Below are 24,691 nucleotides of genomic sequence, written 5' to 3' on the forward strand. Positions count from 1 at the left end.
AAACATGGCGACCAAGGTCTCCGACTACGTCCTGCAGCGTCTGCGCGAGTGGGACGTCGACCACGTCTTCGCCTACGCGGGCGACGGGATCAACGGACTGCTCGCCGCCTGGGGGAGGGCGGAGAACAAGCCGAAGTTCGTCCAGGCCCGGCACGAGGAGATGGCCGCGTTCCAGGCCGTCGGCTACGCGAAGTTCTCCGGCAAGGCCGGTGTCTGCGCGGCCACCTCGGGCCCCGGAGCGATCCACCTGCTCAACGGCCTGTACGACGCCAAGCTGGACCACGTGCCCGTCGTCGCGATCGTCGGCCAGACCAACCGCAGCGCCATGGGCGGCTCCTACCAGCAGGAGGTGGACCTGCTCAGCCTCTACAAGGACGTGGCCTCCGAGTTCTGCGAGATGGTCACCGTCCCCGAGCAGCTGCCCAATGTCATCGACCGGGCCATGCGCACCGCGTACGCCAAGCGGACCGTCACCGCCGTGATCATCCCGGCGGACGTCCAGGAACTGGACTACTCGCCGCCCACCCACGCGTTCAAGATGGTCCCCTCCAGCCTCGGCGTGAGCGCGTACGCACCCGTCCCCGCCGAGGACGACATCGCCCGGGCCGCCGAGGTGCTGAACGCGGGCGAGAAGGTCGCGATCCTCGTCGGGCAGGGCGCCCGCGGGGCCCGCGCCGAAGTCGAGCGGCTGGCCGAGGTGCTGGGCGCGGGCGTCGCCAAGGCGCTGCTCGGCAAGGACGTCCTGCCTGACGACCTGCCGTACGTCACCGGCTCCATCGGGCTGCTGGGCACCCGGCCCAGCTACGAGATGATGCAGGACTGCGACACCCTGCTCGTGGTCGGCTCCAGCTTCCCGTACACCCAGTTCCTGCCCGCATTCGATCAGGCCCGCGCGGTCCAGATCGACATCGACCCCTTCATGATCGGTCTGCGCTACCCGTTCGAGGTCAACCTCATCGGTGACGCCCGCGCCACCGTCGACGCCCTGCTGCCGCGCCTCAAGCGCAAGAAGCACGGCTCCTGGCGCAAGAAGATCGAGAAGGACACCGCCAAGTGGTGGGAGGTCATGCGGCGCCGCGCCAAGGTCGAGGCCGACCCCGTCAACCCCGAGTACGTCGTGCACGCACTCGACGCGCTCCTGCCGGACGACGTCATGGTGGCCTCCGACTCCGGCTCCGCCGCCAACTGGTACGCCCGGCACCTGCGCTTCCGGGGCGCGATGCGCGGCTCCCTGTCCGGCACCCTCGCCACCATGGGCCCGGGCGTGCCGTACGTCATCGGCGCCAAGTTCGCCCACCCCGACCGGCCCGCCATCGCGATCGTGGGGGACGGCGCCATGCAGATGAACGGCATGGCCGAGCTCATCACCATCGCCAAGTACTGGCAGGAGTGGGAGGACCCCCGCCTCGTCGTCGCGGTCCTCAACAACGAGGACCTCAACCAGGTCACCTGGGAGATGCGCGCCATGTCCGGCGCCCCGCAGTTCCTGCCCTCCCAGTCCCTGCCCGACGTGCGCTACGCGGACTTCGCCCGCTCGGTCGGCCTGGACGGCGTCCGCGTCGAAAAGCCCGACCAGGTCGAGGACGCCTGGCACCGCGCCCTGGCCTGCGACCGGCCGTTCGTCATCGACTTCCGGACCGACCCCGCCGTCCCGCCCATCCCGCCGCACGCCAGCCTCGACCAGATCGAGGCCGCCGCGCTCGCCGTCCTCAAGGGCGACAGCGACCGGGCGGACGTGGTGCGCCAGGGCTTCAAGGCCAAGGTCCAGGAGATCCTGCCCGGCCACCACGAAGGGCGCTCGGGCAAGTGACCCCGCGCCCCGGCGACGCGGACGCCCCCCTGATCGACCGGGTGGAGACCGCCGTGTACACCGTGCCCACCGACGCCCCGGAGGGCGATGGCACCCTGACCTGGGACAAGACCACCCTGGTCCTGGTCAGGGCCTGCTCGGGCCGGACGAGCGGCCTCGGCTACACCTACGGGGCGCCCGCCACCGCCGCGGCCGTCGACCAGCTGCTCGCCGGGGTCGTCACGGGCCGCAGCGCCTGGGACGTCCCCGCCGCCAACGAGGCCATGAGCCGGGCCGTCCGCAACGCCGGGCGCCCCGGCCTCGTCGCCCAGGCACTGTCCGCCGTCGACATCGCCCTCTGGGACCTGAAGGCCCGCCTCCTGGACCTGCCGCTGACCCGGCTGCTCGGCGCCACGACCCAGGAGGTCCCCGTCTACGGCAGCGGCGGCTTCACCCCGTACGACGACGCACAGCAGGACCGGCAACTGCGCGGCTGGGCGCAACTCCAGGGCATCCCACGCGTCAAGATCAAGATCGGCGAGTCCTGGGGCCGCGAGGAGACGCGCGACCTGGACCGGATCGCGAAGGCCCGCCGCAGCATCGGCGACGGAACCGAGCTGTACGTCGACGCCAACGGCGCCTACACCCGCAAACAGGCGGTCCGCGTGGCGCGGAGCTTCGAGGAACACGGCGTCACCTGGTACGAGGAACCCGTCTCCTCCGACGACCCCGCCGGGCTCGCCCAGATCAAGGCCGCGACGACGGCCGACGTGACGGCCGGCGAATACGGGTACGCCCTGCCGTACTTCTGGCAGCTGATCAACGAAGGAGCCGTGGACTGCCTCCAGGCGGACGCCACCCGCTGCGGTGGTATCACCGTCTGGCTGCGCGCCGCCGCGCTCGCCGAGGCCGCCGGTCTCGGCCTCTCCGGACACTGCGCCCCGCACGTCCACGCCCATGCCGCGGCGACCGTGCCGAACCTGCGCCACCTGGAGTGGTTCCACGACCACGTCCGCATCGAGGAACTGTTCTTCGACGGGGCCCTGGACCCGGCCGGCGGCACCGTACGCCCCGGCGCCTCCGGCGCCCCCGGCCACGGCCTGGAACTGCGCACCCGGGCCGCGGAACGCTACCGCGTCCGATGACAGGACGGACCCCATGAGGAGGCGCATGACCCGCCCGCACGCCCCGCACGACAACCCGCTGCCCCACGTACTGCGCGAGTACGCCCTCATCGCCGACGGGGAGCGCGGCGCGCTCGTCGGCCCCCAGGGCGACATCGCCTGGCTGTGCGCGCCGCGCTGGGACTCCGGCGCGGTCTTCGCCGCCCTCATCGGAGGACGCGGCCACTACACCGTCACGCCCACGCAACGCTTCGTCTGGGGCGGCTCCTACGTACCCGGCACGCTGATCTGGCGCAACCGCTGGGTCACCGCCGACGGCGTCATCGAGTGCCATGAGGCCCTGGCGTTCCCCGGCGACCCGCGACGCGCGGTCCTGCTGCGCCGCATCCACGCGGTCGAGGGCGACGCCCGGGTGACCGTACGCCTCGAACCGCACGCGGAATACGGCGCGCACCGCTCCCGGGACGTCCGGCGCGAGCGGCCCGGGGTGTGGACCGGGCGCACCGGCCCCCTGCACTGGCGCTGGACCGGGGCCGACGCCGCACAGCACCGCACCCCGGGCATGGCGGCCGAGCTGACCGTGCCGGCCGGCGGCCACCACGACCTCGTCCTCGAACTGTCCGAGGACCGGCCGGGCGAGCCGGTGGACCCGGACAGGGCCTGGCACGCCACGCAGGACGCCTGGGCCCGCACCGCCCAGCCGCTGCCCGACTGCCTCGCGCCCGACGACGCACGCCACTCCCACACCGTGCTGCGCGGCCTCACCAGCGCCTCCGGCGGCATGGTCGCCGCAGCCACCACCAGCCTCCCCGAGCGCGCCGAGGCGGGCCGCAACTACGACTACCGGTACGTGTGGATCCGCGACCAGTGCTACGCCGGGCAGGCCGCGGCCGCGGCCGGGGCGCACCGGCTGACCGACGACGCCGTACGGTTCGTCGCCGCCCGCCTGCACGAGGACGGCCCCCGCCTCGCGCCCGCGTACACCGTCACCGGCGAACCCGTCCCCGACCAGGAGTCGCTGCCCCTTCCCGGCTACCCGGGCGGGGGCGACCGGATCGGCAACCACGTCAACCAGCAGTTCCAGCTCGACGCGTTCGGCGAGGCGCTGCTCCTGTTCGCGGCCGCCGCGCGGACCGGCCGGCTCGGCCCGGACGGCCGACGGGCGGCGGACATCGCGGTCGCGGCCATCGAACGGCGCCACCACGAACCGGACGCCGGTATCTGGGAGCTGGACACCCGGGCCTGGACGCACAGCCGGCTCATCTGCGCGGCGGGCCTCCGGGCCATGGCGGCGAGCGTCCGCTGCGCCCAGGCCGCCTCCTGGGCCGGGCTCGCGGACACGCTGACCGCCCGGACGGCGGCCACCAGCACCCACCCGACCGGGCGCTGGCAGCGCGCGCCCGACGACCCCGGTCTCGACGCCGCTCTGCTGATGCCCGCGATCCGGGGCGGCATCGGCGCACGCGACCCGCGGACCGTCCGCACGCTCGACGCCTACCGCGCCGAGCTGACCCACGACCACTACGCGTACCGCTTCCGGCACGACGAACGCCCGCTCGCCGAGGCCGAGGGCGCGTTCCTGCTGTGCGGATACCTGATGGCGCTGGCCGAGCACCAGCAGGGCAACGAGCGGGAGGCGCTGCGCTGGTTCGAACGCAACCGGGCGGCCTGCGGGCCGCCGGGCCTGTACACCGAGGAGTACGACATCGGCCAGCGGCAACTGCGCGGCAACCTCCCGCAGGCGTTCGTCCACGCGCTGATGCTCGAAACCTCCGTCCGCCTTGCCGTACCGGCCCCCACCGAAGGAGAAGAACAGTGAGCCAGAGCGTCGTCATCACAGGAGCGAGTGCCGGAATCGGCCGCGCGGTGGCCCGGGCCTTCGGCGCGCGCGGGGCGAACGTCACCCTGCTGGCCCGGGGCCGGGCCGGACTCGAGGCGGCCGCCCGCGAGGTGGAGGCGGCCGGCGGGCGCGCGCTGGCCGTCCCCACGGACGTGTCCGACCACCGCGCGGTCGAGGCCGCGGGGGACGCGGCCGTGCGTGAATTCGGCCGGATCGACGTCTGGGTCAACTGCGGCTTCACCTCGGTCTTCGCGCCCTTCACCGAGATCGAACCCGAGGAGTACGAGCGGGTCACCCAGGTCACGTACCTCGGGTTCGTCAACGGCACCCGGGCCGCCCTCACGCACATGACCCCGCGCGACGCAGGGACGATCATCCAGGTCGGCTCGGCGCTCGGCGAGCGGTCCATCCCGCTCCAGTCGGCGTACTGCGGGGCCAAGCACGCCATCAACGGCTTCACGTCATCCCTGCGCACCGAACTCATGCACCAGGGCAGTGGGGTGCGCGTCACCGTGGTGCAGATGCCGGCCGTCAACACCCCGCAGTTCTCCTGGGTCCTCTCCCGGGTGCGCGGCAATCCGCAGCCCGTCCCCCCGATCTACCAGCCGGAAGTCGCCGCCGACGCCGTGCTGTACGCAGCCGATCACCCCGGCCGCAAGCAGTACTACGTGGGCTCCAGCACCGTCGCCACCGTGGTCGCCAACAAGTTCGCGGCGGGTCTCCTGGACCGCTACCTCGCGCGGACCGGCTTCGACTCCCAGCAGTCCGGGGACGCCGGCGACAGCGACCGCGAGGACAACCTGTGGCAGCCGGTGGACGACGGCACCGACCACGGCGCGCACGGCACCTTCGACCAGAAGTCCCACCGGCGCGACCCGCAGCTGTGGGCCTCCCGGCACCCCGCCCTCGCCGCGGTCATGGCGGCGGGGGCCGCCTGCGGCGCCACGGCCCTCGGCCGACGCGCGGTACGGGGCCGGTGAGCGCGGATGACGGCACATGGCATTCCGCAGATCAGCCGCCCGGACAAGGTCCTCTTCCCGGACGACGGCATCACCAAGGCCGAACTCGCCGGCTACTACCGCACGGTGGCCCGCCGGATGCTGCCCCACCTGAGGGACCGGCCCCTCATGCTGGAGCGCCACCCCGACGGGATCGGCCGCCAGGGCTTCATGCAGAAGGACGTGCCGGACCACTTCCCCGACTGGGTCCACCGTGCCGAACTCCCCAAGGAGGACGGCACCGTCACCTACCCGGTCGCCGACGACACCGCCACGCTCGTCTACCTCGCGGGGCAGGCGTGCATCACCCCGCACCGCTTCCTCTCCCGCGCCGACCGGCCCCACCATCCGGACCGGCTGGTCTTCGACCTCGACCCGCCCGGCGACGACTTCACCCCGGTCCGCGAGGCGGCTCTCGGCATGCACGGACTCCTGGACGAGCTGGAACTTACGTCCCTCGTCATGACCACGGGCTCGCGCGGCCTGCACGTGGTGGTGGCGCTCGACCGCCGGGACGACTTCGACGACGTACGGGAGTTCGCCCGCGCGGTCGCCGACGCCCTCGTCGCCCGCCGGCCCGACCGGTTCACCACCGAGGCCCGGAAGAACGCCCGCGGGGACCGGCTCTACCTCGACGTGCAGCGCAACGCCTACGCCCAGACCGCCGCCACGCCCTACGCGGTCCGGGCTCGCCAGGGCGCACCCGTCGCCGCGCCACTGGCCTGGGAGGACGTCGACGACCCGGCGCTCGACGCCCGCCGCTGGACCCTGCGCGACGCCGACGCACTCCTGGACCGGGACCCCTGGCACGACCCCCCACGGCCCCGCTCCCTCGGCCGGGCCCGCACGCTGCTCGACGCGCTGACCGCGTAGAGCCGAACGGAGAACCACCATGTCCAGAGCCACGACGGTGCGAGACCTGCTGGACGAGCACGGGCAGACCTACGCCGAGGAAGCCGGCATCCACCTGCGCGACACCCCCATGCCCCTGTACCAGCTGCTGACCCTGTGCGCGCTGTTCTCGGTCCCCATCAAGGCCGACATGGCGGTGGACGCCGCCCGGGAGCTCTTCGGAGCGGGGATGCGCACACCCCGCGCCATGGCGGACGCGTCCTGGCAGGACCGGGTCGACGCCCTGGTCCGCGCCCACTACCGCCGCTACGACGAGAGCACCGCCACCGCTCTCGGCGAGGGCGCGCAGCTCGTACTCGACCGGTACCACGGAGACCTGCGCCGACTCCGCGACGAAGCCGGCGGGGACCCGGAGAAGCTGCGCGACCTGCTGAAGGAATTCCCCCGCATCGGCCCCGTGGGCGCCGAGATCTTCAGCCGCGAGGCCCAGGGCGTATGGCCCGAACTGCGCCCCGCCTTCGACAAGCGCGCCCAGGACGCCGCCGACGGACTCGGGCTGCCGCACTCCCCGGAGAAGCTGGCCGCGCTCGTCGACGACGAGGACCTGCCCCGGCTGGCGGCGGCCCTGGTCCGGGTCGCGCTGCGGTGACCGGCCCCGCCGTCACCAGCCCGTCCAGAGCAAATGGTTGACGGCGAGCGCCACCACAGCCTGGGCGGCCAGCCAGCCCCTGCGACCCCGGCCGGGCAGGAGCGCCGCCGCGGGCAGCAGCCAGAGCATGAACGGCTGCCAGATGCGCTCGGTCTCCGCCTTGCTCATCCCCGACAGGTCGGCCGCCAGCAGCAGGAGCAGCGCCACCAGGACCAGCGGGACGAGCCGGTCCGGTGCGCTCGCTTCCCCGCCGCGCAGGCTGCGTACGGCACCCGGCGCGCCCGCGAAGATCCTGCGCAGCCCGGCGACCGTCGCCGGGCCCACGGCGATCACGGTGCAGGCGAGGTTCGCCCACACCCAGTACCAGTAGGGGCGGAAGCCGCCCGCGCCCTGGTGGTAGCGCTCGACGAGCACGTGGTACGCCTCCCACCAGTTGAAGCCCGCCGCTGTGAAGACGGCCGGGACCACCAGGGCGCCGAGCAGTGCGAGCGGCAGCGGGCGTGCGGTGCGGGCGAGCACGAGGACGGCCAGGAGCAGGAGCGCGATCAGCGCCAGCCCGTAACTCAGATAGCAGACCAGCCCGTACAGGAGCCCCGCCCCGAGCGCCGCGGAGGCCGGGCTGCGTACCGTACGTGTCGCCGCCAGGGTCAGCAGGGCGACGGACCACGCGGCCACCGCCGCGAAGTAGCCGTCCGCCGACGCCCCGGCCCAGACGGCGACCGGTGCCAGGACGAGGAACGGCGCCGCGCGCCGGGCGGTGTCCTCACCGGCCAGGGTCCGGACCGTGACCAGAACGGCCAGCAGGCCGGACGCGCCGGTCAGGACGCACCAGACGCCGGCCCAGGCGCCGCCGCCGAGCCCGGCCCGGTCCAGCAGCACGAAGGTGAGCGTGGCGCCCGGCGGGTGACCGGCGACATGGGCCGGCCAGTTGTCCGGCGCGCCGAGCAGAATGTGCTCGTCGAACGTGCGCAGCGCGGCGCCGATATCGGCGAAGCGGTCGATGACCCGCAGGTACTCGTGTTTCGTGGTCAGGCGCTCGGCGATGCCGCGGCCCCAGCCGTCGATCAGCGCGAGCGAGAAGATCCAGGCGAGTGCGGCCGCGTACGTGGTCAGGAGCAGGGCCCGCCAGCGCAGCCGCCGGGCCAGGAGAGGCCCGTACACGATGACGGCGACGGCCACGAGGGGAGCGGCCACCGTGCCCGGACCGATGTGCGGATACCAGGACGCCAGGAGCGGCGGCCAATGGACGTACAGCCTGCGCGCGTAGTCGTCGATGGCCCGGCCGCCCAGCGCGGCGACGGCCACGAGCACGACGCCCGCGCCCGCGGCCACCAGATCCCAGCGGTGCCCGGAGCTTTCGACGCCGGCCGGCGCGGTGCGGGGCGCGGTGCGGTCCTCGGTCTTCACCCAGGCACCGTACGCACCCGGACGCCGGGACGGCGGCGACCGGCCGGGCGCGTCACACAACCGTCAGATTCACGGCCGCCGCCGTACGTTCGCCGGAGTGACGTCACCGTTTCGTCAGGAGTCGCACCCGCCGGCCGGGCCGGGTCCGGGCATAGCGTCGGAGTCATGGGCGACAGCCGTCGGAACGCTCCGACACCCTCCGCATCCTCCTCCCGGCTCCGCGCCACCGCGCTCCTCGAACGGCTGCCGTCATCACCCGGCTTCTGGCGCAGCCCCGTGCGCGGCGTGCCGTTCACCGCCGTGCTCGGGCTCGTCCTGCTCGCCGGGATCACGCTGCTCTTCGTGACGGGCCTGCTGTCGTACGCCGCGTACAACCCGGACCTGAACCCGGTCAACGACAAGACACCGGACAAGGGACTGCTCGGGTTCTACCTGTTCCCCTGGCCCACCTCGCCGCACTGGCTGTACCGGCTGACGCAGGGGCTCCACGTCACCGTGGGCATCGTGCTCGTCCCCGTCCTGCTGGCCAAGCTGTGGTCCGTGGTGCCCCGGCTCTTCGCCCTGCCGCCGGCCCGCTCGCCCGCCCACGCCCTGGAACGGATCTCGCTGCTCCTGTTGGTGGGCGGGGCGCTCTTCGAGTTCGTCACCGGGCTGCTCAACATCCAGCTGGAGTACCTGTTCCCCGGCTCCTTCTACCCGCTGCACTTCTATGGGGCGTGGGTGTTCTTCGCCGCGTTCCTCGCCCACGCCGGGCTGCGCGCGCCGCAAGCCGTACGGGTGCTGCGGTCGGGCGGGCTCGACGGGCCGGTCCCTGACGACGTGCTGGAGTCGCCCGCCCCCGCCCCGCCGACCCTGTCCCGGCGCGGCGCCCTGGCCATGGTGGGCGCCGGGTCACTCGTCCTGCTCGTCACCTCGGCAGGCCGGAGCTTCGACGGGCCGCTGCGCCGCCTCGCGGTGCTCACCCCGCACGGCGCCGCCGAACCGGGGCCGGGGCCCAACGGCTTCCAGATCAACAAGACCGCGGCCGCCGTCGGGATCACCACCGCGGAGACCGGCGACGGCTGGTGGCTCACCGTCAGCGGCCCGGCCGGCGACCTGCGGTTCAGCCGGGCCCAGCTGCTGGCCATGGAGCAGCACAGCGCGGCCCTGCCCATCGCGTGCGTGGAGGGCTGGTCCACCTCGGACCAGTGGTGGCGCGGCGTACGGCTGAGTGAGCTGGCGGCCCTCGCCGGATACCCGGACCGCCCGCCCGGGGTGCTGGTGGAGTCCCTCCAGCGCAGCGGCCCCTTCCGCCGGGCGGCGCTGCGGGACAACCAGGTGCGCGACCCGCGTTCGCTGCTCGCACTGCAGGTCAATGGCGAGGACCTGTCACCCGATCACGGATATCCGTCCCGAGTCATCGTCCCCGCCGCGCCGGGCGTGCTCAACACCAAGTGGGTGTCCCGGCTGACCTTCGGAGAGCTGTGAACGCCACCGGCCCCCGTGCCCTCCTGCGCCGCCACTACGGGGCGGGTTCCCTGCACCTCGTACTGCTGGCCGCCTCGTTCGCGCTCGCCGGGTACGCGGGCGTGCGCCTGCTGGCAGGCGACTGGCTCGGGGTGGTCGTGTGGTTCGTGGGCGCGGCCCTCGTGCACGACCTGGTGCTGGTGCCCGTGTACGCGTCGGCGGACCTGCTGCTGCGCCGCTGCCTCGGACGGCGGCGGCCGGCATCCGTCAACTACGTACGGGTGCCGGCCTTCCTGTCAGCGCTGCTGCTGCTCATCTGGTTTCCGCTGATCACCCGTCAGGCCGAGCGCTACGAGCCGGCCAGCGGGCTGTCCCCGGACGTGTTCCTGGGGAACTGGCTGCTGATCACCGCCGCGCTCTTCCTGCTCTCGGCGTTCTGGTTCGTCGTCCGGGCGGTCCGGGCGCGCCGCAGGGAGACGAAGGTGCGGCCGTCCGCCTCCCACTGATCGACGGCGCGCAGCCCGTGCGGGCGGGCGTATTCCAGCAGGGCCGGGGAACCGAGCCTCGCCCAGGGGAAGACGCCCGCCGATGCCGGCCCGGCCGGGGCGCTGCCGTCGTCCAGCCGCACCCGGACCCGCTCGTCGACGGCGTGCGGCACGGTCTCCGCGATGAGCAGCCCGCCCGCCGCGAGCAGGTCCGCCGTACGGCTCAGCAGCCGGTCCGGGTCCCCGCCGATGCCGAGGTTGCCGTCCGCCAGCAGCACGGTGCCCCAGCGCCCCTCGCCGGGCAGCGGGTCGAACACCGACCGGCGCAGGGCGTAGCCGCCGAGCCGGACGGTCCGGGCGACCGCCGCCGCGCTGACGTCGATGCCCAGGGCGCGGTGGCCCCGCGCCGCCAGCGCGGCGACCAGCCGGCCGGGCCCGCAGCCGACGTCCAGGACCGGGCCCTCGCAGCGGCGCAGCGCCGACAGGTCCGCCGCATCCGCACCGGCGCACCAGCGCTCGACGTCCAGCGGCAGCAGCCAGCCGTCCGTGCGGCGCAGGAAGAGCGGCCCGTGCCCGTTGCGCAGGGCGTTGGCGTACGGGTCGGTGCCCCACGCGTCGCTGTCCGGGCGCGCGATGTCCAGCACCTCCGGGTCCCGGGCCGATGCGGTGCCCGACGCGTCCAGTACCTCCGGGGCCCTCTTCGAGCCGGCGCCCACCGCATCCAGCACGCCCCGGTCCGGGCGCGTGCGGCTCATCGGACGGCCGCCCGGGTCAGCCGGGACCACTCGGCGGCGAACCGGCCGTCCGGGGCGAGCGCGGCGACCTCCGCCGCGTCGGCCGCCGTGTCCACGTCCCGCAGTGGGGGCAGGTCCCGCACGGTCAGCCCGGCGTCGACCAGCCGGCGCCGCTGCACCGCCCCCGTCTCGGGCACGGACATCGGCACCCCGCGCAACAGCGCAGGATCGGGCTCCGCCAGGCCCAGCGCCCAGAAACCGCCGTCCTCGGCGGGGCCGAACCAGGCATCGCACCCGTCCCAGCCACCGGGGCTCAGCGCCGGGGCCAGACCGGCCGCCGTGACCTGCGGGGTGTCCATGCCGATCAGCAGCGTGGGCCCGGTGCAGGCACCGAACGCCGCGGCGAGCCGCTCGTCGAGCCCTCCCGCGCCCTGTTCCACGACCTCGATGCCCGGCGGCAGCCACGGTCCGGGCGCCCCGGCCAGGACGACGACGCGCCGCGCGGCCGGCACAGTCAGGACGGTGTGCAGGGTGTCGGCGAGCGCCGCCTCGGCGAGCCGGGCGGCCTCGGCGGGGGAGAAGGGCGGGGTGAGCCGGGTCTTGACCCGCCCGGGCAGCGGCTCCTTGGCGATGACCAGCACGGTCGTCGCACCGGCCGGGGCGGCGCCGGCCACGGCCCGGCTCACTGCGCCACCCCCATCGGGACCGGCGGCTCACCCAGCACGGCCCGCATGTCGCGGACCGCGTGCCAGGTGCCCAGCCACGTCCCGGTGACCTTCGACTTCCCCGTACGAGCGAGGTACGGGACGTCCGTCTCGGCCACCCTCAGCCCCGCGTCGGCCGCCCGCACCACCATCTGCAACGGATAGCCGCTGCGCCGGTCCGTGAGCCCGAGCGCCAGCAGATCGGCACGGCGCCCGGCGCGCAGAGGACCGAGGTCGCGCAGCCTGATCCCGGTGCGGCGGTGCAGCATCCGGGACAGCGCGGCGTTGCCCGCCCGTGCGTGCAGCGGCCAGGCGCCGCGCTCCTGGGGGCGCCGCCGCCCGAGCAGCAGATCGCACTCGCCGTCGCCCACCCGGCGGACGAAGCCGGCGAGGAGGGCGGGGTCCAGCGAGCCGTCGCAGTCGCAGAAGCAGACGAACTCCGCCTCACTGGCGAGCAGCCCGGCATGGCAGGCCGAGCCGAAGCCGCGCCGGGGCTCGTGCACCACGGTCGCGCCCAGCGCACGGGCCACATCGGCCGAGCCGTCGGTCGAGCCGTTGTCCACCACGATCGCCCGCCAGCCCCGGGGCACCCGGGCCAGCACCCCGGGCAGGGCCGCTGCCTCGTCGAGACAGGGGAGAACGATGTCGGCGCGGGGCCCTGAGTCATCGGAAGGAAGGATCACCCGGCCCACCCTACGGAGCGAAAACCGGCATTTCGGGCTTTGGGTTCTTACGAAACATGGACGTCGCCCGCCACCGGCCCGCCCGCGTTTCCGGCCGCGCCGCCCCGGGTGCCAGGGTGGTCCCATGCAGACGACCCCCGACACACCGCTTCCCGCTGGGGGTGCGGCCGGACCGCCCCCCGCCGCCGCCCAGGCCCGCGGCCATGTCCTCGTCGTCGACGACGACGCGACCGTCGCGGAGGTCGTCGCGGGCTACCTGACCGGCGCCGGCTACGACGTCGCCCGGGCCGCGGACGGACCGGCCGCGCTCGCGCTGTACGCGGCCCGCCGGCCGGACCTGGCCGTCCTGGACCTGATGCTGCCCGGCATGGACGGCTTCGAGGTCTGCCGCCGCATGCGCGCGTACGGGCCGGTCCCGGTCATCATGCTCACCGCGCGCGGCGACGAGGACGACCGCATCCTCGGCCTCGAAACGGGCGCGGACGACTACGTGACCAAGCCGTTCAGCCCGCGCGAACTCGTCCTGCGCGTCGACTCCGTGCTGCGGCGCGCCAGGGCGGCCGCCGCCCCGGGCGGGCACCCCGCGCTGCTGGAAGGGGCGGGACTGGTCCTCGACCCCGCCGCCCGGAGCGCGACCTGCCGGGGACGGCAGCTGGGCCTGACCCTCCGTGAGTTCGACCTGCTCGCCTTCCTGCTGCGCCACCCGGGCCGCGTCTTCGGCCGGGAGGAGCTGATGCGCGAGGTCTGGGGCTGGGACTTCGGTGATCTGTCGACCGTCACCGTGCATGTACGCCGGCTCCGCGGGAAGGTCGAGGCCGACCCGGCCCACCCGGAGCTGATCCGTACGGTCTGGGGCGTCGGCTACCGCCTCGACCTGGCCGCCGGCGACACCCCCGCCCCGGTCGCCGGAGCCCCGGCATGACCGACCTGCTCCTGATGGCCCTGTTCGCCTTCCTCGGCGCCGCCGCCGCCGGGCTGCTCGGGGCGTTCGCGCTGCGGCTCACCCGGCACCGCTCGCTCGTCCTGTCGCTGAGCATCGTGGCCGCCGTGGCCGTCACCGCGATGCTCGCCGGGACCCTGGCCGTCGCCTGGGCGATGTTCCTGTCACCGCACGACCTGACCGTGGTGACGACCGTCGTCGCCATGGCCGCCGTCGTCTCGCTCGTCACCGCGATGCTGCTCGGCCGCTGGGTCGCCGCCCGGAGCCGCGAACTGACCCTGGCCGCCCGTTCCTTCGGCGACGGCGGCACCTTCGCGGCGCCCGAGGCCCCGGCCACCGCCGAACTCGCCGCCCTCACCCGTGAACTCGCCGCCACCAGCGCCAAACTGGACAATTCGCGCGAGCGGGAACGCGCCCTGGAGACCTCGCGGCGCGAACTCGTCGCCTGGATCTCGCACGACCTGCGCACCCCCCTCGCCGGACTCCGCGCCATGTCGGAGGCGCTGGAGGACGGCGTGGCCGCCGACTCGCCGCGCTATCTGCGCCAGATCCGCACCGAGGTGGAGCGGATGAACGACATGGTCGGCGACCTCTTCGAACTCTCCCGCATCCACGCCGGCTCGCTCGCCCTGGCCCCCACCCGGGTCTCCGTCTACGACCTCGTGGGCGACGCCCTGGCCGGTGCGGACCCGCTCGCCCGCGAGCACGGGGTGCGGCTGGTCGGCGGGCGGATCGAAGAGGTGCCCGTCGAGGTGGACGGCAAGGAGATGAGCCGGGTCCTCGGCAACCTCCTGATCAACGCGATCCGCCGGACGCCCGCCGACGGCACGGTCGCCCTCGCGGCCCACCGCGCGCCGGACGGGGTGGTCCTCTCGGTGACCGACGGCTGCGGCGGCATCCCGGAGGAGGACCTGCCGAGGGTCTTCGACACCGGGTGGCGCGGCAGCCACGCCCGTACGCCCCCGGCCGGCGCGGGTCTGGGACTCGCCATCGTGCGGGGGATCGTCGAGGCGCACGCCGGCCGGGCCGAGGTCCGCAACGTCACCGGCGGCTGCTGCTTCGAGGTGACGCTGCCGCTGGGATGACCCTCAGGCCGGCAGTGCCGCACCGGCCTCCCGCAGCGGGGCCGTCGCGAAATCGGCCACGCCCTCGGCGAACCCCACCTGCGGCCGCCAGCCCAGTTCCGCCCGCAGCCGCCGCGAGTCCGCCGTGACATGGCGTACGTCCCCGAGCCGGAACTCGCCGGTCACCACCGGAGCCGGACCGCCGTGGGCCGCCGCCAGCACCCCGGCCATCTCGCCGATCGTGTGCGGCTCGCCGCTGCCGGTGTTGTACGCCGTGAAGCCGCCCGGAGCGCGGGAGCCCACGGCCTCCAACGCCACCGTGTTCGCGGCGGCCACGTCCCGTACATGGATGAAGTCGCGCCGCTGGCCGCCGTCCTCGAACACGCGCGGTGCCTCGCCCCGGGCCAGGGCGGACCGGAAGAACGACGCGACACCCGCGTACGGCGTGTCGCGGGGCATGCCGGGGCCGTACACGTTGTGGTAGCGCAGCGAGACCGCGCTCCCGCCCGTCGCCCGCGCCCAGGACGCGGCGAGGTGCTCCTGCGCCAGCTTGGTCGCCGCGTACACATTGCGCGGGTCGGCCGGCGCGTCCTCCGCGACGAGCCCGGGCACCAGCGCCGCCCCGCAGTCCGGGCAGCGCGGCTCGAAGCGGCCCGCCGTCAGGTCGGCCCGGTCGCGGGGGCCCGGACGAACGGTGCCGTGACGCGGACAGGAGTACCGGCCCTCCCCGTACACGACCATCGACCCGGCGAGCACCAGGCTCCGCACCCCCGCCCCGGCCATCGCGGCGAGCAGGACGGCCGTGCCCAGGTCGTTGCACCCCACGTACTCCGGGGCGTCCGCGAAGTCCTTGCCCAGGCCGACCATCGCCGCCTGGTGGCACACCGCGTCCACCCCGTGCAGCGCGCGGTCCACGGCCGCGCGGTCGCGTACGTCCCCGATGAGCATCCGCCCGTCGGCGTCACCAGCCGGACGGCGCACGGTGTGGCCGTGCGCCGACGGCAGCAGTGCGTCCAGCACCACCGCCTCGTGCCCGGCGGAGGTGAGACTGCTGACGATCTCCGACCCGATGAACCCGGCTCCGCCGGTGACAAGTACGCGCATGAACGCCACGCTAGGACGCGCGCGGCCCCGTCACGCGCTTTGGCCGCGGCACGTCACGGGACCGTAAGCCTTCGGCCTCGCGCTAGCGCAGTTCCTGGATACGGACCAGGTTGCCCGCCGGGTCGCGGAACGCGCAGTCGCGGATGCCGTACGGCTGCTCGGTCGGCTCCTGGACCACCTCCGCGTCACCGGCCTGCACCTTCTCGAAGGTGGCGTCCAGATCGCGGGTGGCGAGCAGGATCCAGCCGTACGTGCCCTTGGCCATCATTTCCGTGATGGTGCGGCGCTCGTCGTCGGTGATCCCCGGGTCCGCGGCCGGCGGGGCCAGCAGGATCGACGTGCTGGGCTGGTCCTTCGGGCCGACGGTGATCCAGCGCATCTTGCCCTGGCCGACGTCGTTGCGGACCTCGAAACCGAGCGTGTCGCGGTAGAACGCGAGGGACTCCTCCGGGTCGTCGTGCGGGAGGAAGCTGGTGTGAATGGTGATGTCCATGAAGATCATGCTAGGCAGGGCGCCACCGCCCCGCTTCTCGAATCCTGACCGGTTCGCCACCGCCGGGCGGCGGCCTTCCGGACCGCCCCGCTGCCCGAAGAGGCACCCCGCCGTGCCCCGCACCGGACAGGGCCGGGCTGGACGGGGCAGCGGCGCGTCCCCCAGGGTGGAAGGCCGGTAGGAGCGGGCGGTCCGCCGCGACCGCGCGGCGCGGGCCGGCCCCCGGTGCGGTCAGGGGAGATGACGGTGAACGCACAGGACCACGACCACCAGCACGAGCACGAGCAGCACACGCCGCCCCTGGAGACCGGGGACGACCACGAGCGGCTGCCGGCCGGCCGTCTGCACGACGCGACGGCCGAGGCGCCCGCAACCTCCGACGCCCACCATCTCTTCCGGGCCGCCGCCACCGGCCGGACCGACGTGGTGGGCCCCTCCGGCATGGGCGTCCTCCAGCGCACGGTCGGCAACGCCGCGCTCGGCCCCGTGATCCAGCGCGCCCGGGCGGCGGCCCCGGAGCAGGCCGAGGAGGCGGAGACGCGCTCGCCCGTGCACGACGTCGTCTCCTCCGGTGGCGGCACCCCCCTGGACACCGAGACCCGGACGGACCTGGAGAGCCGGATGGGCGCCGACTTCTCCGACGTACGCATCCACAACGACTCCGCCGCCCACGAGTCGGCGAAGGGCGTCGGCGCGCACGCCTACACCGTGGGCAACAACGTCGTCTTCCAGCGCGACGCCTACGACCCGTCCTCGCCCCAGGGCCGTACGACGCTGGCGCACGAGCTGACCCATGTCATCCAGCAGCGCAGCGGGCCCGTCGAAGGCACCGAGGCGCCCGGCGGCATCCGGGTCAGCGACCCCTCCGACCGCTTCGAACGCGAGGCCGTCGCCAACGCGGACCGGGTGCTCTCCGACCCGGCCCCGGCGGCGGCCACCGCTGCCCCCACCGCCGCGGCGCCCTCGCCCGCGCCCGCCGTCCAGCGGGCGGCCACGGAGGACGAGGACGAGCAACCGGCCGACGTCCAGGGCTCCTTCGCACAGCGTGCCGAGGAGAAGAGCCCGGAGGAGGAAGAGGAGGCTCCGCCGGCCTGACGTGCCGCCCAGGGGGACTGGCGGGCAGTCAGTTACCGTCGGCGTTCCGCATCGTGCCGCCCAGGAACATCGACTCCGCGCACCGCGCCGGCGCCTGCGCGCCCACCGGCTTGCCCACCTTCCGGCAGTCGATGGTCATGGTGACCTTGCCGCCCGCCTGGACCACGATCGGCGTCACGAAGTGGTAGTCGGAGTCCCGGAAGTTCTCCAGCCCCAGGCTCAGCACCCGGGTCTCCTTGCCGGCCGAGACGACCAGCGTTCCGGCGTCGCCCTGCGGGTTCTGGACGACGATGTCGGTGAGCTGGAACGTCTTCCCGGCCGGCACGGTGAGCGCCGTCCCCGTGTTCGTCCCGCCGCCCAGCGAGTCCTGCACCCTGGCCTGCGCGCTGGTCGGAGTCGCCGCCCCCGCGTCGGCCGCCGCCGAAGGGATCGGGCTCGGTGTGGGCTTCGACCCGCCGCCCCCGCCCGATCCGCTCCCGGCGGAGTCACCCCCGCCGGCCCCGGAACCGGCCGAGCCGCTCTGTTCCGGCGCCCTGCTCTTGTCGGCCGCCGCGGCGGACCGTACCGCCTCGGGGGTGACCGCTTCCCGCGCCGCCGACTTCACGGCCGGGCGCAGCAGGGCGTACCAGAGGCCGACCAGCGCGAGCACCAGCACGGCCGCGGTGATCAGGGCCCGGGGCAGCCAGCGGGGGAGCAGGGGCTCCTGCTCGTAACTGCCGTCGACGAGGACCGGCTCCACCGGCTCCTGGCCCTCGGCCACCTGGGTCGCGGCGAACACCTGGAAGGGGTGCGTGACGGGCGTGCCGCGCCACATCCGCTTGACGGGCCGCACCCGAAGCTTCGCGAACTCTGCTTTGCCGGGCGCCACGTGGAGCTCCGGTGCGGCGAACACGACCCGGGCCCGCTCGCTCCCGGGCTGAGCCCCCAGGCGTACCGTCACCGGGATGTTGCCCCGGTTGTCGACGGCCAGCTGATGGCGTCCGGCGCGCGCGCCGTGCGAGCTGCGCGGGACCAGCTCGGCCGTCGTCCCGGTGAACGGCAGCACGGTCACCCGGCCCTCGGGCACCACCGTCCCGTCCTGCTCGCCGGTCGGCACCACCCGTATCCCGAACGGCGTCTCACCGGCCGGCACCGTCGCGTCGCGCGGCGGTCGCAGAACGAACGACACCGTCCCCGAGTCCCCCGGGTAGAGGGACAGCACGGCCGGTTCCACCGCGGCCCAGGCGGCACACGCGCCGACCACCTCGAAGCGGTACTCCTCGACCGTCGTACCGGAGTTGCGGACGTGAAGGGGGACAGCCGTCTCCTCGCCCGGTGCGGCGCTGACGGTGGTTGCGTCGAGGCTTGCCGTGAGACTCATACGGCGGACCGTAGGGTCGCCGCGTACGTCGTACACCGGCCGTGAAGGAACACTTTCGGGCACATTGGATGCCCGGGCAAAGCAATCTGGTTTCCTGCTCAATATTCAAGGGCATCTTCCGTCCGCCTCATCACCAGTGAGGCGGACGAGCACGGCTGTGAGGCGTGTGCACCAGGGGCGTCCGGCCGTTTCCAAGGGGGAGCACGGATATGGAGCGCACCAAGGTCGCGTTACGGGCACAGGACCCGATCTCACAAGCAGGAGTGGCCAGCCAGTTGAGGGCACGGCCCGAAGTGAACGTAGTGGAATGGGACGAGGAGGGGCCCTGGCCCGACGTCGTCGTCATGGTCGTCGACGCCGTCGACGAGGAGGTGCTGACGACGCTGCGTCACATCCAGCGCACCACCGACTGCCGCGCAGTCCTCGTCACCACGGACATCGACGAGCAGAAACTCGTGAGCGCCGCGGAATGCGGGGTCGTCGGGGTGATCAGGCGGGCCGAGTCCACCCCCGAACACCTGGTGCACGTCATCGACACGGTCGCGCGGGGAGAGGGCCACCTGCCCTCCGACCTGCTCGGCAGGCTCCTGGCCGAGGTCGGCCGGCTCCAGGGGCAGGTACTGGCACCCCGTGGACTGCACTTCACCGGGCTCGCCGCCCGAGAAGTGGACGTCCTTCGCCTCGTCGCCGAGGGCTACGACACCGCCGACATCGCCACGAAGCTGGCCTACTCCGAGCGCACCATCAAGAACGTCCTGCACTCGGTCATGACCCGTCTGCAACTGCGCAACCGGTCCCACGCGGTGGCGTACGCCATGCGCCAGGGCCTGATCTGACGCCCCGGACCGCACTCGGGCCGGCTGCCCCAAAGGGCAGCGGGCACTACCCGCCGAAAGGGCTGACTTCCCGCTGTGCGCGAAGCACGCACACGGGACCGTGTGGGCGCTGTTCTTCGGTGGGAGGTCCGGGTGCGGGGGAGAGAAGCTGTGCGGTGGAATGGGCCGGCGGGACGTCCACGCGGACTACCGGGCGCGCGCCGGTCCGCCGCGCTCGCCCTGCTCCTGCTGGCCACCGCCTTCGTGCCCGCGTCGGGCGCGTCGGGTGCCGCGCCCGCCGTGCCCGTACCCCCGGAGCCGTGGGTCACCCCGGCGACCGTGCACGAAGCGCTCGACCCGGGCGGCTCGACCGATGTCGACAAGTCGGTGCGTACGCCGCCGATCCCGCCGAGACCCGAGGTCGTCCTGCTGGTGGACGGCACGGGCAGCATGGAAAAGCCCATCACCGACGTGCAGACGAACCTGTCGGCCATCACCGAGAAGGTTCTGGCGGAACGGCCTGAGTCGCGTTTCGCGGTCGCTACCTTCGGCGACCAGCAATTCGACCCCACAGAAGGCGAATTCGAGGTCCTCCAGGGGCTGACGGACGACCTCGTCAAGGTGCAGGCCGGCGTGAACGAGCTGAAGACGGACCGGGGCGCCTACAGCATGGGCCCGTCGGAGGACTGGATCAACGGCCTCTGGCAGATCGCCAACGGAGCCGGTGGCGAAACGGTCTTCCGTGAGGGCTCCAACCCGGTGATCGTGCTGGTCAGCGACGCGTCCAGCCACGCACCGAGCGCCGGTCACACCATTGACGACACGATCTTCGCCCTCCAGGACAAGGGCGTCCGGGTGGTCGGCGTCGACGTGGACAGCGCGCTCGGTGACGGGCTCAACGGCACCGGCAACGCGCACAACCCCGACCACCCCGACCAGGTCGAGAAGCCGCCGACCGACGCGGGTCAGGCCACCCGCATCATCGAAGCCACCCAGGGCCGGCTCCTCGAAGGCATCCAGGGCGACGAGGTCGCCCAGGCCATCGTCGACGGCATGGACAACCTCCCCACCTCCGTCGGCCACCAGCTCAGCGACTGCAGCCCCTACCTCACCGTCGCACTCGAGCCGCCCACCCGCCGGGTGACCAGCGGCGACACCGCCCACTTCGCCGAGACGATCGACGTCGCGGCCGACGCCCCGCAGGGCGCCACCCTCACCTGTACGGTCCAGTTCCTGCTCGGCCCCCAGATCCCGGGCACGGACAGACTCGCCCCCACGGCCGCGCCCGACCCCGACTTCCAGCAGAAGATCACCATCGACGTGAACGACGTCGACGCGCCCGTCGTCACCGTGGACGACCGCATCGCCAGGGCGGACGACGAGAACGGTACGAGGATCAGCTACTGGGCGACCGCCAGGGACACCCAGGACGGCCGCCTCCCCGTCACCTGCACCCCCGCGTCCGGTTCCCTCTTTCCCATCGGCTCGACGACGGTCACCTGCACGGCCACGGACAGGGCGGGCAACACCGCTACGGACACGGCCGTCTTCGAGGTGCTCGACCCGCCACCGCCGCCCCTTCCCCCGCCGCCCGCGACGGACGTCGCCGTCAGGGCCGACGTCACCCCCGGCCGTACGTACATCGGCCGCCCGGCCCACGCCCGGTTCACCGTGACCAACGCGGGTCCGGACACCGCCAGGGACGTCGTCGTCGCCACGAGCTGGCCGAAGCCCGGCAAGGCGAAGGACCGCATGCTGACCTCCCTCAACCGCTGCACCGCCGCCGCGCCCTGCACCATTCCGCCCGGCGGCCGGATCGAGGTGACCCAGACCGGGACGTACCGCGAGGCGATCACCGGGGACGTACGCGCCACCGTGAGCGGCATGCTGGGCGACCTGCACCCCGTCAACGACCAGGACACGGACCGGCTGCGCGTCCTCAAGCCCTCCCTCACCGTCACCCCGCAGGTCGCCAAACCCGGCCAGCCCGTCGTGGCGCGCGGCAAGGACTACCCGCCGGGCGAGACCGTACGCCTGACCTGGAACACCGGCATCACGGCGGACCGCACCGGCGTACGCGTGGGCCGCGACGGGACCTTCGAGGTCCAGGTGCTGGTGCTGCGCAAGGACACCCTCGGCCCCCGAGTCCTGCGCGCGGACATCACCGGGCTGCCAGAGCTGCGGAAACCGGTCCTGGTGGTCCAGCGCAACCTCCAGCCGCCGGACTTCAAGGGCCGTACGTGAGAGGGGCGGACACCAGGTGATCCACGAGGTGGACGACGTACTCCGGTCCCTGATCCGGGCGGAGGTGCTCGGCGGCGGCCAGATCACGGTCGTCTTCGACGCCCCCACCCGCGAGTGGGCCGCCAAGGTCAACGCCCCCATGGTCAACCTCTACCTTTACGACATCCGCGAGGACATGCGGCGGCGCGAACGAGGCCTGCACAACGAGTACGACGAACGCGGCGCCGTCGTGGCCCGGCGCCGCCCCCCGCGCTACTTCAAGCTCTCGTACCTGATCACCGCGTGGACCAAGCGCCCGGAGGACGAGCACCGGCTGCTCTCCTCCCTGCTCGCCTGCCTCCTCGCGTACGAGGCGCTGCCCCCGGAGCGGCTGGCCGGATCACTCGCCGAGATCGGGGCCGCCGTGCCCATGTCGATCGCTCTGCCGCCGCCGGAGGACCGCTCGTTCGCCGACGTGTGGAGCGCGCTGGGCGGCGAGCTGAAGCCGTCGCTCGACCTGGTGGTGAGCGTGCCGGTGACGGCCTCGCCGACGTACCCGGCGGGGCCGCCGGTCGGCGACGACGGGCTGCACGCCCGGTTCGGCGACATGCCGGGCCCACCGGAGCCGCTGCGGGGCGGGCTCCCGGTCTACGGAAGCCGTCCAGGCCGTCCGGTACGGGAGGAGCCGGCCGCCGCCGGCCGGCGTGGCCTGGGAGTGCGGATCACCGAGAACCGGTCCGCCGACGCCGCGAGGGAGGACCCCACCGCATGACGCCACCGGGCCACCCCGACGACGACCTGAACCTGCGCCACCTCCTCGCCCGGGCAACCGCCGTCGAGCAACGCGTCCGCCGGGCGGTGGAGGCCCGGCAGCACACGGACCCGGACCCGGAGGACGCGTTCCGGGGGCTGTACCTGACGGACGAGAACATCGCGCGGCTGCTTGACGAGAAGGGGGCGCGGGGGTTCCCGGATCTGGTCGGAGATGACGGCCCGACCAGGTCCGGGCCTTCCCGGCTCACCGCCCTCGCAACGGACTTCGGGCTCACGCCGCTCGACACCGAGATCCTGCTCATCGCTCTCGTGCCGGACCTGGACGACCGCTTCGAGGCGTTCTACGGGTACCTCAACGACGACGTGACCCGCCGGCGCCCGTCCATCGGCCTGGCCCTCGGCCTGTGCGGGGTGTCCCCGGCCGACGCCGTCGCGCGCGGCAGGCTGGCGGCGGCCGCCCCGCTCCGGGACGCCGGGCTGCTGCTGGCCGAGGACCTGGACCGCCCGTTCCTCAGCCGGGCGCTGCGCGTCCCGGACCGGGTCACGGCGCACCTGCTCGGCGACGACACGAGGGATCCGCGCCTCGCGGACGTCACGGCGCCCTGCGAGGCGGTCGGGGGCGTGGGCGACCCGGCGGCTCTGGCCCGGGTCCTGGCCGGCGGCGTCCCGCTGGTCTACCTGGGCGAGGACCAGGGCGGGGCTGGCACGGCCCTGGCGGCGTCGGCGCTGGAGCGGGCGGGTCTGCGGGTCCTGGGCGTGGACCTCGCCCGCCTGGCGGCGGACCCGGCCCCCGCCGACGCCGTACGGGCCCTGGTCCGCGAGGCGCGGCTGACCGGGGCGGGGCTGGTGTGCGCCCCGCTGGACGCGGTGTCCCGCGAACACCCTTATTTGTTACGCCTCCTGACGGCTACCCCGGTGCCGACGGTGATGGTGGGCCGGGTGCCGTGGGACGCCTCCTGGTCCACGGTGCCGCCGCTGCTCGTGCACGCCCCGAGGGTGGAGCCGTCGGCGCGCGGGGCGCTGTGGAGCGAGGCGTACCGGCGTACGGGGTCGGGCGCTGTGCCTGCCGGCGTCGACCCGGACCACCTCCTTGCCCCGTTCCTCCTGACGCCGGAGCAGGTCACGGGCGCCGCCCGCAGCGCCGCCCAGACGGCCCGGCTCGACGGCGGGCCCCTCACCCCGGACCACGTACGCCAGGGGGCCCGCGCCCAGAACGCGGCCGGCCTCGACCGCCTGGCCCGCCGCATCGAACCCACGGTGACCTGGGACGACCTGGTCCTGCCACCCGACGCCCACGCCCAGCTCCGCGAACTGACCGCCCGCGCCCGCCACCGCGACCGGGTGCTGGGGGAATGGGCGATGCGGCCGGGCGGCGGCCGGGGGCGCGGGGTCTCGGCGCTCTTCGCGGGGGACTCCGGCACGGGCAAGACCATGTCGGCCGAGGTGATCGCGGCCGACCTCGGGCTCGACCTCTACACGGTCGACCTGGCGACGGTGATCGACAAGTACGTGGGCGAGACCGAGAAGAACCTGGAACGCATCTTCACGGAGGCGGCGGGGGTCAACGGGGTCCTGCTCTTCGACGAGGCGGACGCGATCTTCGGGAAGCGCTCGGATGTGAAGGACGCGCACGACCGCTACGCCAACGTGGAGAGCGCCTACCTCCTCCAGCGCATGGAGTCCTTCGACGGCCTGGCCATCCTCGCCACCAACCTCCGCGCCAACCTGGACGACGCCTTCACCCGCCGCCTGGACCTGGTCATCGACTTCCCGGTCCCGGACCCGGAACAGCGCCTGATCCTCTGGGACCGTTGCCTGGGGACGGCGCTCCCGCGCGCCGCGGACCTCGACCTCGCCTTCTGCGCGGAGAACTTCGAGCTGGCGGGCGGCAACATCCGCTCGATCGCGGTGACGGCGGCGTACCTGGCGGCGGACACGGGCGGCGAGGTGACGATGGCCACGCTGATCCACGCGGTGCAAAGGGAGTACCAGAAACTGGGCCGTCTCACGCTGGCGTCGGAGTTCGGGCCGTATCTGGGGCTGTTGACCTCCTGACCCGAGGACGCGCGCCCGGAGCCCGGACACGGGTGTCCCCCTTGCGTGGAACGGGCC

The 24,691-nt window shown here is 73.8% G+C and carries 21 protein-coding genes; 14 read left to right on the forward strand and 7 right to left on the reverse strand.

Annotated elements, in window-relative coordinates; genetic code table 11:
- Positions 1-4: 4 nt before the first annotated feature.
- The 6 genes from OG242_RS30530 to OG242_RS30555 are packed head-to-tail and all read left to right on the forward strand — an operon-like array spanning position 5 to position 7,252.
- Positions 5-1,810 carry a thiamine pyrophosphate-requiring protein gene (locus tag OG242_RS30530; RefSeq protein ID WP_405901236.1) on the forward strand — a complete coding sequence of 602 codons (1,806 nt, stop codon included), beginning with the start codon at positions 5-7 and terminating at the stop codon, positions 1,808-1,810.
- Complete coding sequence (locus OG242_RS30535) at positions 1,807-2,934, forward strand: enolase C-terminal domain-like protein (RefSeq protein ID WP_405901237.1); 1,128 nt, start codon at positions 1,807-1,809, stop codon at positions 2,932-2,934. Before OG242_RS30530 ends, OG242_RS30535 begins: the two co-directional genes overlap by 4 nt.
- A 25-nt stretch (positions 2,935-2,959) precedes the next feature.
- Positions 2,960-4,732, forward strand: coding sequence for a glycoside hydrolase family 15 protein (locus tag OG242_RS30540; RefSeq protein ID WP_405901238.1), 1,773 nt, complete (start codon positions 2,960-2,962; stop codon positions 4,730-4,732).
- Positions 4,729-5,733 carry an SDR family oxidoreductase gene (locus OG242_RS30545; RefSeq protein WP_405901239.1) on the forward strand — a complete coding sequence of 335 codons (1,005 nt, stop codon included), beginning with the start codon at positions 4,729-4,731 and terminating at the stop codon, positions 5,731-5,733. Before OG242_RS30540 ends, OG242_RS30545 begins: the two co-directional genes overlap by 4 nt.
- A 6-nt stretch (positions 5,734-5,739) precedes the next feature.
- Positions 5,740-6,624 carry a non-homologous end-joining DNA ligase gene (ligD, locus tag OG242_RS30550; RefSeq protein ID WP_405901240.1) on the forward strand — a complete coding sequence of 295 codons (885 nt, stop codon included), beginning with the start codon at positions 5,740-5,742 and terminating at the stop codon, positions 6,622-6,624.
- 19 nt (positions 6,625-6,643) lie between these two features.
- Complete coding sequence (locus tag OG242_RS30555) at positions 6,644-7,252, forward strand: endonuclease (protein WP_405901241.1); 609 nt, start codon at positions 6,644-6,646, stop codon at positions 7,250-7,252.
- 12 nt (positions 7,253-7,264) lie between these two features.
- Here the strand turns inward: OG242_RS30555 and OG242_RS30560 are convergent, their stop codons facing one another.
- Positions 7,265-8,659, reverse strand: coding sequence for a hypothetical protein (locus OG242_RS30560; RefSeq protein WP_405901242.1), 1,395 nt, complete (start codon positions 8,657-8,659; stop codon positions 7,265-7,267).
- Between the two features lie 165 nt (positions 8,660-8,824).
- Here OG242_RS30560 and OG242_RS30565 point away from each other — a divergent pair, with 165 nt between their 5' ends.
- Positions 8,825-10,126: a molybdopterin-dependent oxidoreductase gene (locus OG242_RS30565; RefSeq protein ID WP_405901243.1), complete on the forward strand. Its 1,302-nt coding sequence runs from the start codon at positions 8,825-8,827 to the stop codon at positions 10,124-10,126.
- Positions 10,127-10,454: 328 nt separating this feature from the next.
- Here OG242_RS30565 and OG242_RS30570 read toward each other — a convergent pair whose 3' ends face one another.
- From OG242_RS30570 to OG242_RS30580, 3 genes are read right to left on the reverse strand one after another with little or no spacing between them, the layout of a single operon-like run.
- Positions 10,455-11,345, reverse strand: a complete 891-nt coding sequence (locus OG242_RS30570) for a methyltransferase domain-containing protein (RefSeq protein ID WP_405901244.1) — start codon at positions 11,343-11,345, stop codon at positions 10,455-10,457.
- A complete protein-coding gene (locus tag OG242_RS30575; protein ID WP_405901768.1) occupies positions 11,342-11,998 on the reverse strand; it encodes a DUF2064 domain-containing protein in 657 nt (218 codons plus the stop codon). Before OG242_RS30575 ends, OG242_RS30570 begins: the two co-directional genes overlap by 4 nt.
- An 8-nt stretch (positions 11,999-12,006) precedes the next feature.
- Positions 12,007-12,711: a glycosyltransferase family 2 protein gene (locus OG242_RS30580; RefSeq protein WP_405901245.1), complete on the reverse strand. Its 705-nt coding sequence runs from the start codon at positions 12,709-12,711 to the stop codon at positions 12,007-12,009.
- 124 nt (positions 12,712-12,835) lie between these two features.
- Here OG242_RS30580 and OG242_RS30585 point away from each other — a divergent pair, with 124 nt between their 5' ends.
- Positions 12,836-13,633: a response regulator transcription factor gene (locus OG242_RS30585; RefSeq protein WP_405901246.1), complete on the forward strand. Its 798-nt coding sequence runs from the start codon at positions 12,836-12,838 to the stop codon at positions 13,631-13,633.
- Positions 13,630-14,736 carry a sensor histidine kinase gene (locus OG242_RS30590; RefSeq protein WP_405901247.1) on the forward strand — a complete coding sequence of 369 codons (1,107 nt, stop codon included), beginning with the start codon at positions 13,630-13,632 and terminating at the stop codon, positions 14,734-14,736. Before OG242_RS30585 ends, OG242_RS30590 begins: the two co-directional genes overlap by 4 nt.
- Positions 14,737-14,739: 3 nt before the next feature.
- On the opposite strand, the gene OG242_RS30595 is transcribed toward OG242_RS30590, so the two are convergent.
- A complete protein-coding gene (locus OG242_RS30595) occupies positions 14,740-15,819 on the reverse strand; it encodes an NAD-dependent epimerase/dehydratase family protein (protein WP_405901248.1) in 1,080 nt (359 codons plus the stop codon).
- A gap of 82 nt (positions 15,820-15,901) precedes the next feature.
- Entirely contained in the window at positions 15,902-16,312 is a 411-nt protein-coding gene (locus OG242_RS30600; protein ID WP_147974155.1) for a VOC family protein, read from the reverse strand.
- Positions 16,313-16,552: 240 nt separating this feature from the next.
- Between OG242_RS30600 and OG242_RS30605 the strand changes: the two genes are divergently transcribed.
- Positions 16,553-17,407, forward strand: a complete 855-nt coding sequence (locus OG242_RS30605; protein ID WP_405901249.1) for a DUF4157 domain-containing protein — start codon at positions 16,553-16,555, stop codon at positions 17,405-17,407.
- A 28-nt stretch (positions 17,408-17,435) separates the two neighbouring features.
- On the opposite strand, the gene OG242_RS30610 is transcribed toward OG242_RS30605, so the two are convergent.
- Complete coding sequence (locus OG242_RS30610; protein WP_405901250.1) at positions 17,436-18,767, reverse strand: hypothetical protein; 1,332 nt, start codon at positions 18,765-18,767, stop codon at positions 17,436-17,438.
- A gap of 209 nt (positions 18,768-18,976) precedes the next feature.
- Here OG242_RS30610 and OG242_RS30615 point away from each other — a divergent pair, with 209 nt between their 5' ends.
- From OG242_RS30615 to OG242_RS30630, 4 genes are all read left to right on the forward strand, one after another.
- The gene (locus tag OG242_RS30615; RefSeq protein ID WP_405901251.1) at positions 18,977-19,603 is read left to right on the forward strand and encodes a response regulator transcription factor; all 627 of its coding nucleotides are present in this window, start codon (positions 18,977-18,979) and stop codon (positions 19,601-19,603) included.
- 150 nt (positions 19,604-19,753) lie between these two features.
- Entirely contained in the window at positions 19,754-21,826 is a 2,073-nt protein-coding gene (locus tag OG242_RS30620; RefSeq protein ID WP_405901252.1) for an HYR domain-containing protein, read from the forward strand.
- Between the two features lie 16 nt (positions 21,827-21,842).
- Positions 21,843-22,577: a DUF4255 domain-containing protein gene (locus OG242_RS30625; protein ID WP_405901253.1), complete on the forward strand. Its 735-nt coding sequence runs from the start codon at positions 21,843-21,845 to the stop codon at positions 22,575-22,577.
- Positions 22,574-24,634, forward strand: coding sequence for an ATP-binding protein (locus tag OG242_RS30630; protein WP_405901254.1), 2,061 nt, complete (start codon positions 22,574-22,576; stop codon positions 24,632-24,634). The genes OG242_RS30625 and OG242_RS30630 overlap by 4 nt, the downstream gene beginning before the upstream one ends.
- Positions 24,635-24,691: the final 57 nt, after the last annotated feature.

The organism is Streptomyces sp. NBC_00727 (assembly GCF_045161745.1).
Taxonomy (GTDB): domain Bacteria; phylum Actinomycetota; class Actinomycetes; order Streptomycetales; family Streptomycetaceae; genus Streptomyces.

Coding starts and splice junctions, on each gene's coding strand:
- OG242_RS30530 (WP_405901236.1), top strand. CDS start 5: ATGGCGACCAAGGTCTCCGACTACGTCCTGCAGCGTCTGCGCGAGTGG.
- OG242_RS30540 (WP_405901238.1), top strand. CDS start 2,960: ATGACCCGCCCGCACGCCCCGCACGACAACCCGCTGCCCCACGTACTG.
- ligD (WP_405901240.1), top strand. CDS start 5,740: ATGACGGCACATGGCATTCCGCAGATCAGCCGCCCGGACAAGGTCCTC.
- OG242_RS30555 (WP_405901241.1), top strand. CDS start 6,644: ATGTCCAGAGCCACGACGGTGCGAGACCTGCTGGACGAGCACGGGCAG.
- OG242_RS30565 (WP_405901243.1), top strand. CDS start 8,825: ATGGGCGACAGCCGTCGGAACGCTCCGACACCCTCCGCATCCTCCTCC.
- OG242_RS30570 (WP_405901244.1), bottom strand. CDS start 11,345: ATGAGCCGCACGCGCCCGGACCGGGGCGTGCTGGATGCGGTGGGCGCC.
- OG242_RS30585 (WP_405901246.1), top strand. CDS start 12,836: ATGCAGACGACCCCCGACACACCGCTTCCCGCTGGGGGTGCGGCCGGA.
- OG242_RS30590 (WP_405901247.1), top strand. CDS start 13,630: ATGACCGACCTGCTCCTGATGGCCCTGTTCGCCTTCCTCGGCGCCGCC.
- OG242_RS30595 (WP_405901248.1), bottom strand. CDS start 15,819: ATGCGCGTACTTGTCACCGGCGGAGCCGGGTTCATCGGGTCGGAGATC.
- OG242_RS30600 (WP_147974155.1), bottom strand. CDS start 16,312: ATGGACATCACCATTCACACCAGCTTCCTCCCGCACGACGACCCGGAG.
- OG242_RS30605 (WP_405901249.1), top strand. CDS start 16,553: ATGACGGTGAACGCACAGGACCACGACCACCAGCACGAGCACGAGCAG.
- OG242_RS30610 (WP_405901250.1), bottom strand. CDS start 18,767: ATGAGTCTCACGGCAAGCCTCGACGCAACCACCGTCAGCGCCGCACCG.
- OG242_RS30615 (WP_405901251.1), top strand. CDS start 18,977: ATGGAGCGCACCAAGGTCGCGTTACGGGCACAGGACCCGATCTCACAA.
- OG242_RS30630 (WP_405901254.1), top strand. CDS start 22,574: ATGACGCCACCGGGCCACCCCGACGACGACCTGAACCTGCGCCACCTC.